The organism is Acinetobacter sp. DL27, from assembly GCF_055810995.1.
Window position 1 is genome coordinate 25,143 of sequence record NZ_CM147947.1, and the last position, 13,253, is coordinate 38,395.

The following is a 13,253-nucleotide window of genomic DNA, read 5'->3' on the forward strand; positions in this document are numbered from 1 at the left end:
TTCATGACGATGTATCTGAGGGTCTGTAGCTCAGTTGGTTAGAGCACACGCTTGATAAGCGTGGGGTCACAAGTTCAAGTCTTGTCAGACCCACCAAATCTGACTAACAAGCATTGTTCAATGCTGAATACAGAAAAACAGAGACATTGACTTATTGATAAGCTGGGGACTTAGCTTAGTTGGTAGAGCGCCTGCTTTGCACGCAGGAGGTCAGGAGTTCGACTCTCCTAGTCTCCACCAAATTCGAGGAAAAACAAAGCAGCGCTTTGTCCGAGAATTTAAGCAAACAGCTATGCTGTGCGCAGGCACACATGGAACGAAGCTTAATCTAAGAAGTTGGATTACAGAACTTAGTAAGTTAAAGCTTATTAACTTCTGTGATTTATCACAGTTTCCTGACCTGACGAAGGCTGGAAAAATCATTAACAGAATATATTTGAGTTGAAATAATTTGTTCATACTCGTTTTTAAGATCGACATTAACAGTGATTTATTACTGATTGATGAAGGTTGAAGAAATGAGTTACTAGCGAAATTAACTGAATCAAGCGTTTTGGTATGTGAATTGAATTGAAGCTGTACAGTGTTTAAGTACACAGAACAACAAACTGTATGATCGAGCAATCGATCTGTCCTAGTACTACTTGTAGGTGCTACGACTGTTTGGGGTTGTATAGTCAAGTAATTAAGTGCATGTGGTGGATGCCTTGGCAGTCAGAGGCGATGAAAGACGTAATAGCCTGCGATAAGCTCCGGGGAGGCGGCAAATATCCTGTGATCCGGAGATTTCTGAATGGGGAAACCCACCTGTCATAAGGCAGGTATCGTATGATGAATACATAGTCATACGAGGCGAACGAGGGGAAGTGAAACATCTCAGTACCCTTAGGAAAAGAAATCAATTGAGATTCCCTCAGTAGCGGCGAGCGAACGGGGAAAAGCCCATTAAGTCATATAAGTTCTAGTGGAATGCTCTGGGAAGTGCAACCATAGTGGGTGATAGTCCTGTACACGAAAGGGCTTATATGATGATGTCGAGTAGGGCGGGGCACGTGAAACCTTGTCTGAATATGGGGGGACCATCCTCCAAGGCTAAATACTCCTGACTGACCGATAGTGAACCAGTACCGTGAGGGAAAGGCGAAAAGAACCCCTGTGAGGGGAGTGAAATAGATCCTGAAACCGCATGCATACAAGCAGTGGGAGCCGACTTGTTCGGTGACTGCGTACCTTTTGTATAATGGGTCAGCGACTTACATTCAGTAGCGAGGTTAACCGCATAGGGGAGCCGTAGAGAAATCGAGTCTTAATAGGGCGTTTAGTTGCTGGGTGTAGACCCGAAACCGGGTGATCTATCCATGAGCAGGTTGAAGGTTGGGTAACACTAACTGGAGGACCGAACCCACTGTCGTTGAAAAGCCAGGGGATGACTTGTGGATAGGGGTGAAAGGCTAATCAAACTCGGTGATAGCTGGTTCTCCCCGAAAGCTATTTAGGTAGCGCCTCGGACGAATACCATTGGGGGTAGAGCACTGTTTCGGCTAGGGGGTCATCCCGACTTACCAAACCGATGCAAACTCCGAATACCAATGAGTACTATCCGGGAGACAGACTGCGGGTGCTAACGTCCGTAGTCAAGAGGAAAACAATCCAGACCGCCAGCTAAGGCCCCAAAATTATAGTTAAGTGGGAAACGATGTGGGAAGGCATAGACAGCTAGGAGGTTGGCTTAGAAGCAGCCACCCTTTAAAGAAAGCGTAATAGCTCACTAGTCGAGTCGGCCTGCGCGGAAGATGTAACGGGGCTAAAACTATATGCCGAAGCTGCGGATTTGCAATTTATTGCAAGTGGTAGGGGAGCGTTCTGTAAGCCGATGAAGGTGTATTGAGAAGTATGCTGGAGGTATCAGAAGTGCGAATGCTGACGTGAGTAACGACAATGCGAGTGAAAAACTCGCACGCTGAAAGACCAAGGGTTCCAGTCCAACGTTAATCGGGGCTGGGTGAGTCGACCCCTAAGGCGAGGCCGAGAGGCGTAGTCGATGGGAAATTGGTTAATATTCCAATACTTCTATGTAATGCGATGAGAGGACGGAGAAGGTTAAGTCAGCCTGGCGTTGGTTGTCCAGGTGGAAGGTTGTAGGCATGTATCTTAGGCAAATCCGGGGTACTCTATGCTGAGAACTGATAGCAAGCTGTACTTGTACAGTGAAGTGGCTGATACCATGCTTCCAGGAAAAGTCTCTAAGCTTCAGTTACATAGGAATCGTACCCGAAACCGACACAGGTGGTCAGGTCGAGTAGACCAAAGCGCTTGAGAGAACTCTGCTGAAGGAACTAGGCAAAATGGTACCGTAACTTCGGGAGAAGGTACGCTGCCGACGGTGATAGGATTTACTCCTTGAGCTATTGGCAGCCACAGAAACCAGGCCCCTGCAACTGTTTATTAAAAACATAGCACTCTGCAAACACGAAAGTGGACGTATAGGGTGTGATGCCTGCCCGGTGCTGGAAGGTTAATTGATGGGGTTAGCGTAAGCGAAGCTCTTGATCGAAGCCCCAGTAAACGGCGGCCGTAACTATAACGGTCCTAAGGTAGCGAAATTCCTTGTCGGGTAAGTTCCGACCTGCACGAATGGCATAATGATGGGGGCGCTGTCTCCAGCAGAGACTCAGTGAAATCGAATTCGCCGTGAAGATGCGGTGTACCCGCGGCTAGACGGAAAGACCCCGTGAACCTTTACTGCAGCTTGACATTGAACTTTGATCTTACTTGTGTAGGATAGGTGGGAGGCTTTGAAACCGAGACGCTAGTTTCGGTGGAGCCAATCTTGAAATACCACCCTGGTAATATTGAGGTTCTAACTCTGTCCCGTTATCCGGGACGAGGACCATGTCTGGTGGGTAGTTTGACTGGGGCGGTCTCCTCCTAAAGAGTAACGGAGGAGTACGAAGGTGCGCTCAGCGTGGTCGGAAATCACGCGTAGAGTATAAAGGCAAAAGCGCGCTTAACTGCGAGACCCACAAGTCGAGCAGGTACGAAAGTAGGTCTTAGTGATCCGGTGGTTCTGTATGGAAGGGCCATCGCTCAACGGATAAAAGGTACTCTGGGGATAACAGGCTGATACCGCCCAAGAGTTCATATCGACGGCGGTGTTTGGCACCTCGATGTCGGCTCATCTCATCCTGGGGCTGAAGCAGGTCCCAAGGGTATGGCTGTTCGCCATTTAAAGAGGTACGCGAGCTGGGTTTAGAACGTCGTGAGACAGTTCGGTCCCTATCTACCGTGGGCGTTGGAAATTTGAGAGGATCTGCTCCTAGTACGAGAGGACCAGAGTGGACGAACCTCTGGTGTACCGGTTGTGACGCCAGTCGCATCGCCGGGTAGCTATGTTCGGAAGGGATAACCGCTGAAAGCATCTAAGCGGGAAGCCTACCTCAAGATAAGATTTCCCTAGGACTTTATGTCCTCTAAAGAGCCGTTGAAGACTACGACGTTGATAGGTTGGATGTGGAAGCATAGTGATATGTGAAGCTGACCAATACTAATTGCTCGTGAGGCTTGACTATACAACACCCAAACAGTTGGTGTTGTGGTTCAAATCACTGCAAACAACTTGATTTAGTTATAAAGCTAGATACATGAGCGAGGAATAAACAAACATTAATTATGTTTGTCCGAGCGCAAGACATAAAGTTATGCTTTATGTTAAAATCAACTCAAATATACCTGTTAATAACTCATTTGATGAAAGTTAGGCACGAAGAGCACTGCTCTGAGGTTAGACCCAACGAATAGTCATAAACAGTTGTGCTGGCGACAATAGCAAGAGTGAACCACCTGATCCCTTCCCGAACTCAGAAGTGAAACCTCTTAGCGCTGATGGTAGTGTGGAGTTATCCATGTGAGAGTAAGTCATCGCCAGCTCATTAATTCTAAATCCCCCTCCGCTAATCGCTGAGGGGGATTTTTTTATGTGCGAAAAGGTTAAATAATAAAGAAAAGCGAAATATTAAGTGGGAAAGAAGAGAGTCAGAGCCGAGAAGACGCCGATAAATTATACAAAAATGCATTTATATAAATTAAAATTATGTGAAATATCTACCATTTATCAAAGAATTTGATGTGGTGCAAATTATTTTACGTCATTTTTATACAACTTTAGTCTAATTTTCCCCAAAAAAGCTGATTCAATTGTTTTATTTATAGACAAAAACTGAATTATGATTCATTTTATTTAAAAGTGAATTTGGATTCACTTTTTATAAAAAAGCTCACAATTGGAGGTGAGGGAAAAATGACAGCGACAACAATGAATGTAAATGCTGTAATCGATCAGGCTAAGTTTAAGCCTTTTCATTTAACGGTTGTTTTGTGGTGCTTATTCGTCGTCTTGTTTGACGGTTATGATTTAGCAATTAACGGTGTGGCTTTACCGCTTTTAATGAAAGAGTGGGGTATGACGGCTGTTCAAGCAGGAATGCTAGCCAGTACTGCCCTAGCAGGCATGATGTTTGGTGCAATGCTATTTGGGATGCTGGCGGATAAAATTGGCCGTAAGAAAGTCATTATTATCTGTGTTACGTTGTTCAGTGGGTTCACTTTTGCGGGCGGCTTTGCTTCAAACCCGACTGAATTTGGTATTTTACGCTTTATCGCGGGTCTTGGAATTGGTGGTGTATTACCGAACTTGGTCGCTTTAACTTCGGAATATGCGCCGCAGAAGTTTCGTAGTACTTTGGTGACCGCGATGTTTAGTGGCTATGCAATGGGTGGGATTATGGCAGCACTACTAGGTGTTGCATTTACGCCAACATTTGGCTGGAAGATCATGTTTTTCATTGCTGGTATTCCATTACTGTTTATTCCGATTTTATGGAAATTTTTACCTGAATCAGTCACTTTTTTAGTGAAAGACCAGCAAACAGAAAAGGCACGCAGCATTATTCAACGTCTGGTACCTGAAGAGATTGTAACTTCAGATACTGTTCTAGTGCTGAACGAAGCTAAAGTCCCTGATGCATCTGTCGCTGCCTTGTTTAAAAATGGTCGTGGTATGGGTACAGTTTTATTTTGGTGCTGCTTCTTCATGTGCTTATTGATGGTTTATGCCTTAGGAAGCTGGTTACCAAAACTGATGATGGCTGCTGGTTATTCGATGGGCAGCAGTTTAATGTTCCTCCTTTCCTTGAACATTGGTGCGGTGATTGGCACTGCTGGTGGTGGTGTGCTCGCGGATCGTTTCCACTTGAAACCTGTCATTATTAGCATGTTGACTGTCGGGGCATTTGCACTGGTGGGTTTAGGCTTTAATTCACCACAACCTGTAATTTATTTATTGGTTGCACTTGCAGGAGCTGCTTCGATCGGTTGTAGTATTTTGCTATATAGTTATGTGGCGCAATATTATCCATTGGCTGTTCGTTCAACTGGGTTGGGTTGGGCATCAGGGATTGGCCGTGTGGGTGCAATCGTGGGTCCAATTGTGATTGGTGTATTGTTGGGCATGGAATTACCACATAAGTTGAATTTTATTGCTGTGGCGATTCCTGCGGTGCTTGCTGCGATAGCAGTTTCTTTTATCCGTTTAAATAGTGCTGAAGAAGCAGTTAAAACTCAGGTGAAAGTTTCAAGTTCAATCAAAGCATCTTCTTAATCAAATCCCAAACAAATAAAAGGCTCTCGTTGTGAGGGCCTTTATTTTTGCAAAATCGGTGTACCGTTGGATGGTATTTGGTCGTGTTTGACGGAGAGTGCTATGCTAAAGGCAGCTTTAAATAGGGCAGCACAATAACAATGATTAAGCAGCAGAAAAAGCTCGAACCTGAGCAAAGTGAACGTTTATTCAACATCTTAGAACAGCGTTTTCAGCAGTACACTGAACGTCATATGCAAATTAGTTGGGCATTTGTCCGAGAAAAACTTTTGCAGTCTCCTGAAAAACTATATGCGTTACAACAAATGGAAATAAGTGGTGGTGAGCCTGATGTCGTGGTTTTGCCGAATATACAAGATGTGTATTTTTTTGATTGTTCAATTGAGTCACCGAAGGGGCGACGGAGCATGTGTTATGACCGAGAGGCACTATTGAGTCGCAAGGATCATCCGCCTGAAAATACAGTGCTCGATTGGGTACAGGCGTATGGCTTCAGCTTAGTGACGGAACAACAGTATTATGCCTTACAGCAGATCTTTAATTTTGACTTGAAAACATCCAGTTGGGTTGAAACTCCAGCCGAATTACGCCAGCAAGGCGGGGCAATTTTTTGTGATCAGCGCTATGGTCGTACGTTTACCTATCATAATGGCGCTGCTTCATACTATGCGAGTCGAGGCTTTCGGACTTATATTCAGCTTTAATTGTGGAATAGAGATAAAAAGAAACCCCGACATCCTGTCGAGGTTTCTTTGTATTTCAGTACTTAGATACAACTCCTGTCATATCTCACATCCTGATGCTCAAACTAATTATTGTTGTTTTAAGTTTGGGAAACGTCCTGTTTCCTGATGATTTAAATATACATGGCGGTGGCTGTTGTTCATACAGCATTTTAACTACGCTATTTGTAAGCCTAAGCTGACAAAAGTGAATGGGTTATAATTTTTGCTTAGTGCTTTAGATCAGCATCTTTTAAATAGTCTGATGAATGCTGGATTGATCTAGTGAAACTGATGATGTTCTACGCAATGACTGGCTTTGGTGGTTTCTCTTTTAAATATAGAGCATCACTGGTATCGCGCAGTTTTAAATACGACTGCACTGTAAGTACGGAACAATATTAAAAAGTTGTATGGATGCATGTGATGTTCATCAGAAAGATGATCAATCTTTCCAGATGGAGTGAATATTTGAATAAAAATGTGAAAAGTAATGTTTTGTGCAGGAGATTGATAGCTTTAGCATCCTTTAGATTGATTTTTCAGTAGGCTGAGTATCGATGTAGGATCTTCAAATTTTATGCATGGAAATAGATGCAACAAATCATTCCAAAAAGTTTGTTAATTTATAACTAATTTTGTACAATAAATAAGCTGATTAATTGAACGGTTGAATCAGCACACATTATAAAAATGGAATATTTGAAGCAGAAATTACAGAATATTTTTATAAAAGTGAGTATTGTTGAACCATATAAAAGGGAAGTTTAATCGACACACTTTAACCAAGGTTTTGTGAAAACTCCTCTGTTTGTCATTTAGAACCTTGCACCCAAAAGGTCGAAGCTAAATCAAACACTCAAGATTAATATTAAATGGTTCTTTTTTGTTGCGAGATAACCAAATAAAAAGCAATTAAAAGGGACCTAGGTTTAGGTGTTTTATGTCAGGAACTCGTGAAAACTGGACATCACGATCTGGTTTTATTATTGCAGCTGTAGGTTCGGCTGTAGGTTTAGGTAATATTTGGCGTTTCCCTTATGTTGCTTATGAAAATGGTGGCGGTGCCTTTCTTATTCCTTATTTATTGGCGTTAATTACCGCTGGTTTACCTCTGTTATTTTTAGATTATGCAACGGGACACCGTAGTTCTGGGTCACCACCTAAAGCCTATCGGGCTTTGTTTAAAGGCGGTGAAACGCTGGGTTGGTGGCAAGTCTGTGTGTGTATCATCATTGGTTTGTACTATGCCAGCGTACTGACGTGGGCGGGAAGCTATGTTTACTTCTCGATTGGTCAGACTTGGGGCAGTGACCCTGAAAGTTTCTTCTTTAATACCTACTTACAAACTTCGAAAGCAACAGGTTTCGATTTACAGTTTGTAAGCCATTTATTTTGGCCAATCGTAGGAATTTGGGCACTGACCTTAATTATTCTGTTTGGTGGGGTTAAAAAAGGTGTTGAATTATCAAATAAGATTTTCATGCCTTTATTGTTCGTTTTATTTACCATTTTAGTGGTGCAATCACTTCGTTTACCAGGTGCAGCAGAAGGCTTAAATGCATTCTTTACACCGAACTGGTCTGCGATGATGGACTATAAAGTGTGGTTGGCGGCGTATGGTCATACCTTCTTCTCGCTTTCTGTGGGTTTCGGGATTATGGTGACTTATGCATCTTACTTAAAGCCAAAGACCAATTTGACAGGCTCAGGTTTAATCGTTGGTTTTGCCAATGCTTCAACTGAAATCTTGGCGGGTATTGGTATTTTTGCTGCATTGGGCTTTATGGCGCATGCCGCAGGCAAAGAAGTTCAAGATGTGGTGAGTGGTGGTATCGGTCTGGCATTTATTGCTTTCCCGAAAATCATTTCAAGTCTTGGTGCAGGTGCTGATTTATTCGGTCTATTGTTCTTCTCCTCATTATTTGTTGCAGGTATTTCTTCCATGGTCAGTATCTTGGAAGTGCCGATTGCAGCGATGCAGGATAAGTTAAAATGGAGCCGTAAAAAAGCAGTTACCATTATCGGTGGTGGTAGTGCACTGGTTTCAGTGATCTTATTCTCAAGTGTGAATGCGATTAAACTGGTGGATATCGTGGATCACTTTATCAATAACATTGGCATTGTGGGTGGCGCGCTTGTTTCTATTCTTTGTATTACTTGGTTTAAGCGTTCAGCATTGATTGAGTTGCGTGATCACGTAAACCGTATTTCCACGATTCAACTCGGTAAGGGTTGGGCATTTACCTTGACCGTGATTACTTCACTCGTGTTATTAACGACGTTGAGTATGACGTTATTTAATTTGGTGAAAAATGGTTACGATACCTATAGCATGAGTCTGCAAGGGCTATTTGGTTGGGGCAGTGTGATTTTCTGTGCCGTCGTCGCAATCGTACTCAGCAAAGTTAAAGATCGCTAGGAGAAAAAGAATGAATACTTCAGCAATCATAATGATGGTGATTTCAATGTTGTTTGTTTGGGGTGGACTTGTATTGTCTATTCTGCACTTGATGAAAAACCCTGAAGAACTCGATGAGGTTCTTGAAGAAGTGAAAGACCAGCATACGTTGTAATACTGGATGAAAAAGGCAATTCATTGATTTCATTTGTAATCAGTGAATGATAAAAAACCGAGTGAATGTCACTCGGTTTTTTTATGGACTTTTAACAGGTTTAAGTAAGAATGAGACAGCTTCAACCAAGAAGGCTTATCACGCTTTTTTAGAAGAAGTATGAATGGTTAAGAGCGCCTTATTGTTTATGGTCACTACATGATCATTACTATACTGAGCATTATTCATCATAAAAATTGATCGATCCTGAGATATTTCGATATTCAAACAACATTATTTAGACCGAAGAGTCATATTTTCTTGGAGATTGCTTAAATGTATCGTTTTTGGGCTTCAAACTGCCCAAATTTAGCGAGTAAATAAAGTATCTATACAAGCTGCAGTTTGGAAGCCTATTTATAATGTTTTTTATATCATATGTTTATATTGATAATTTTTCTGTCGAAGAAATGAATTTTTCAGTTCGATGGTTGTCGTGAGCTTACTCAATCAGTTCAAAACTGATGATTTTAGGCTGAACCACGGATAACTAAAATGTGATTTGTATCACTTTAATCATCTTTTCATCGACTGCATTAGAAGTTTAAAAAGGATGCTATTTTTAGTGTTTATAGATATATATTTGAGCATGTTCAAAGCATTTTTTAATGCAGATTGTATCTAGTTAAATATTTGAATTTTATAGTTTTAATCATTTTTTTCTTGTTCATTGTTTAATTATTCTAATAGATTTCTCGCTTTGTATATTTGTAGGCCATCACCTATGAGTCGTCTTACCTTACGCTCAATATTTTGCTTGTTTTATGTTCATATTGCGCTATTTTTACCATAATGTTGATTTTGTGTAAAAAAACTGTAAATTTGAGTAACTGCAAACCAATCAACAAAAATTAAAAAATAGTGTGACATGTGTCACCAAAATTGGTATTTTAATTCCAGTTTGTTGTCTTTGTGTACAACATTTGATACTCAGTGTAATTGAGGTAGTGATGAAAAATAAAAATTTTGGTTGGCTTACAACACTTGTATTGGCGATGGGCATACCGCCCATGGTATATGCAAATGAAAACCCTTTATCTGCACAGATGAAAGTTTTTCAAGTTAATGTTGATAAAAATACCCAGAAAGAGTTGAAAACCACCGATCAAGTTAAACCGAATCAGGTACTTGAGTATCAGGTGACGTATAGCAATCAATCCACCAGTAGCTTGAAAGCCTTGAAGTTGAATTTGCCACTTCCTGCTTATGTTAGCTACACCGGAAAAAATACGCCGAAAAATACCTATGCTTCTACAGACGGTGTCCATTTTGCAAAAGCCCCATTAACCCGTGTTGAAAACGGGAAAAAAGTGAATGTGCCTTTGAGTGAATACCGCGCCTTGCAGTGGCAGGTCGATGAATTAAAACCTAAACAAAAAATCACCGTTGCAGCACAAGTACGTGTAAACGCGGCTGAATAATTTTCGCTTCAAATCAATCGCTTTTATGGATTCTTTTATGAAACATAACTTTCAATTAAGTAAAATTGCTGCATCACTTGCAGTGATGGGTGGGGTGGTGTTTGTGAGTAGCCAAACAATGGCTGCAACACCTGTTGCTGGAACCAATATTAGTAACGTTGCGACTGCATCGTATACAGATAATACTGGGACAACACGTACTGTTACCTCAAATGAAGTTAAAACTGTTGTCGCACAAGTGGGTAGTTTTACCTTGGTTCAAGATCGTTCAGTAACGACTGTGCCGAATGGTCAAGCCACCATGTCGCATATTTTGACCAATACAGGTAATGGTACCGATACATTTACCATTTCACTTGCAGATTTGGATAACCATGCTTCTGGCTCGAATACTTTTGACTTCGCCTCAGATAAGTTCGCTGTTTATATCGACAAGAATAAAGATGGCGTACCTGATGACGCAGTGAATTTAAATGCGCCAGGCAAAACGATTGAATTACAAGCTGGTGAAGATGTTGGCTTAGTCGTGGTAGCAACAACACCAAATACGGCAATAACAGGTCAGTTTGATAAGCTCCAATTGACAGCAACAGCGTCTAAAACAAACCTATATAGTACAAGTTCAATTAATAATACGGATACGGTCACCATTACCAGTGGTGCCGTGGTGACGATTACCAAAGCCGCGAGTATTAGTACTGCAAAAGTGGGCGAGGAAATTGAATATACTTTAACCTTTAAAAACACAGGTAATGCCGCAGCAACTAATGTTGCAATCTTCGATATTTTGCCAGCCAATGTGACTTATGTTGGTGGTTCTGCGAGATACAGCGGCAGTGCGACAGCTTTAACTGATGGTAATGACGCTGCTGATACTTATCAATATGATCTGACCAATAAGCGTTTCTTATTTAATATTGCGAGTTTAGCGGCCAATACCACGGGTACATTGAAGTTTAAAGTTGCAGTTCAATCTTCAGCATTGAATAGTGTGAATAACACGGCATATGTCGATCCAAACGGTAAAGATGATGGTTCGTTGTATGCCATTACAGATGTGCCAACGACACCGCCAACAATCACACCAACAGGAACTACGCCTTCGAATGAATCGAAAGTACCTGTGGTTGGAACCTATAAAGGTGCATTAAACGATACTGCTGCTAGTGCTTTTGCTGATAAGGAAACTGCTGCGGGCAGTGGTGACGACAAAATTCAATTAGCAAATTCAAAAGTTGGTGTACCTGTCGTGTTTGGTCAAAGCACAACAGATGGTAATAAAGTTGTGGTGCACAACAGTGGTGACCGTGTAGATACGTATAACCTAACGGTTGATCGTGATGCATTAGCTGCATTAGACGCATTAGACGCATTTCCTGGTACTGCTGTTTTGCCAGCAGGAACCATCGTTGAAATTTTAAAAGCGGATGGGGCAACACCAGCGACTGATACCAATGGGGATGGTGTTGTAGATACAGGCCCAATCCAACCTGGTGAAAAAGCACAATTTGTTGTACGCGTGACGTTGCCAAGCTCATCTGCGCATACTGTAGGGTATTCATTTATTTTAGCAAGTGCCTCTATTACGAACTCAAAGAAAGATACTTTAAAGTTATCTACTGGTCCTTTGATTGGTAACTCAGTGGATTTGGTCTATAAACTGAATTCTACGACAGAGAAAGGTATTGGCGCGGGAACTACAACCCCTGTTGAAAGTAAAACCACACCACCAGCGGTTCCAGTGACTTTTGATGCGACCATTAAAAACACGGGTAATGTTGCAGATAACTACATTATTACTGTACCAAATGTGCCTGCGGGTTGGACAGTAGAAATCTTTGAAAAAGATGGCAGTGGTAACTGTACCACGACTAAAGTGACAAACTCTGGCAACATCGCAGCTGGTGCGGCAAAAAGTTTCTGCGTAACGGTAACACCGCCAGCAGGTACACCAGCAGGTGACACTAAAAATATTCAGATGAATATTGAATCACCATCTACAGGTACGGCAGATAATATTACCTATGAAGTCAAGGTCGCAGAGAAGCGTGGCCTAAGCTTTACGCCTGATCGTCAAGGTCAAGTTGCACCAGGTGGTACAGTTGAATACGTCCATGTTTTAACAAACTCTGGAAACGTGATCGAAGGTGTAAGTTCGAAGTATCCGCTTGAAATTGATTGGTCTTCTACCTTATCAGGTGCAAATACCTCTGTTTATGTGGATTTGAATAAAAATGGTAAAGCCGATACCGCTGAGCTCATCACAGGTGCAGATGCGGATGCGATGAATGTATCATTGAATAACTTGCTTAAAGGGACTAACGGTGCTGACGGTTTATCTCAAAACGAGTCTATCCAGATCATTGTTAAAGTTGAAGCGCCTGCAATTGCAACAGCTGGTGTAACGGATACCACAGTCGTAACCTTTAAGCCAACAGGCACCGACAAGCCAGCGAATGTTTCAGTGACTGACTTAACGACCATTAACTTGGGACAAGTTCGTTTGTTAAAAACTCAAGCATTAGGAAGTTGTACGACTGCACCAACCACTGGTTTTGACGCAACGAATGTTTCTGCGAAACCGGGGGAGTGCGTTTATTACCGTGTGACAGCGAGTAATGATGGTAATGTGAATGCAACAGCTGTTGTGATTTCCGATATGGTGCCAAGTTATACCACTTATTTATCGGGTTCGATTAAGCCAGCGACTACGGCGACTACAGCGCCAACAACAACAAGTAAAGAAGTGAAATATACGGTGGGTACGCTTACACCATCAGCATCAGCAACATTGGAGTTTGGCGTAAAAGTCGACCAATAATTTAAATAAACCGCTTCC

General features: G+C 42.0%; 6 protein-coding genes, 2 tRNA genes and 2 rRNA genes. All 10 read left to right on the forward strand.

The features are described from left to right. Positions 1 to 19: 19 nt before the first annotated feature. The 10 genes from AC0KVP_RS00110 to AC0KVP_RS00155 all read left to right on the forward strand — a co-directional run bounded on the left by AC0KVP_RS00110 (position 20) and on the right by AC0KVP_RS00155 (position 13,235). Positions 20 to 96: transfer RNA gene (locus AC0KVP_RS00110), tRNA-Ile, on the forward strand. A gap of 68 nt (positions 97 to 164) precedes the next feature. Then, positions 165 to 240: transfer RNA gene (locus AC0KVP_RS00115), tRNA-Ala, on the forward strand. Between the two features lie 435 nt (positions 241 to 675). Further along, positions 676 to 3,569: ribosomal RNA gene (locus tag AC0KVP_RS00120) — 23S ribosomal RNA — on the forward strand. A gap of 243 nt (positions 3,570 to 3,812) precedes the next feature. Next, a 5S ribosomal RNA gene (gene rrf / locus AC0KVP_RS00125) occupies positions 3,813 to 3,927 on the forward strand. A gap of 370 nt (positions 3,928 to 4,297) precedes the next feature. Continuing rightward, a complete protein-coding gene (locus AC0KVP_RS00130; RefSeq protein ID WP_062032107.1) occupies positions 4,298 to 5,656 on the forward strand; it encodes an MFS transporter in 1,359 nt (452 codons plus the stop codon). 143 nt (positions 5,657 to 5,799) lie between these two features. Then, positions 5,800 to 6,360 carry a DUF4256 domain-containing protein gene (locus tag AC0KVP_RS00135; RefSeq protein ID WP_473340359.1) on the forward strand — a complete coding sequence of 187 codons (561 nt, stop codon included), beginning with the start codon at positions 5,800 to 5,802 and terminating at the stop codon, positions 6,358 to 6,360. A 961-nt stretch (positions 6,361 to 7,321) separates the two neighbouring features. After that, positions 7,322 to 8,800, forward strand: coding sequence for a sodium-dependent transporter (locus AC0KVP_RS00140; protein WP_004691884.1), 1,479 nt, complete (start codon positions 7,322 to 7,324; stop codon positions 8,798 to 8,800). A 10-nt stretch (positions 8,801 to 8,810) separates the two neighbouring features. Further along, positions 8,811 to 8,954 carry a methionine/alanine import family NSS transporter small subunit gene (locus AC0KVP_RS00145; RefSeq protein ID WP_004978448.1) on the forward strand — a complete coding sequence of 48 codons (144 nt, stop codon included), beginning with the start codon at positions 8,811 to 8,813 and terminating at the stop codon, positions 8,952 to 8,954. Between the two features lie 989 nt (positions 8,955 to 9,943). Next, positions 9,944 to 10,414 (forward strand): hypothetical protein, encoded by a 471-nt coding sequence (locus AC0KVP_RS00150; RefSeq protein WP_240487427.1) that lies wholly within the window; start codon positions 9,944 to 9,946, stop codon positions 10,412 to 10,414. A gap of 37 nt (positions 10,415 to 10,451) precedes the next feature. Further along, positions 10,452 to 13,235, forward strand: coding sequence for a DUF7619 domain-containing protein (locus tag AC0KVP_RS00155; protein WP_473338106.1), 2,784 nt, complete (start codon positions 10,452 to 10,454; stop codon positions 13,233 to 13,235). Positions 13,236 to 13,253: the final 18 nt, after the last annotated feature.

Excerpts from the sequence above, each read along its gene's own strand:
- AC0KVP_RS00155 (WP_473338106.1), top strand. The coding sequence starts at position 10,452 with ATGAAACATAACTTTCAATTAAGTAAAATTGCTGCATCACTTGCAGTG.
- AC0KVP_RS00140 (WP_004691884.1), top strand. The coding sequence starts at position 7,322 with ATGTCAGGAACTCGTGAAAACTGGACATCACGATCTGGTTTTATTATT.
- AC0KVP_RS00130 (WP_062032107.1), top strand. The coding sequence starts at position 4,298 with ATGACAGCGACAACAATGAATGTAAATGCTGTAATCGATCAGGCTAAG.
- AC0KVP_RS00145 (WP_004978448.1), top strand. The coding sequence starts at position 8,811 with ATGAATACTTCAGCAATCATAATGATGGTGATTTCAATGTTGTTTGTT.
- AC0KVP_RS00150 (WP_240487427.1), top strand. The coding sequence starts at position 9,944 with ATGAAAAATAAAAATTTTGGTTGGCTTACAACACTTGTATTGGCGATG.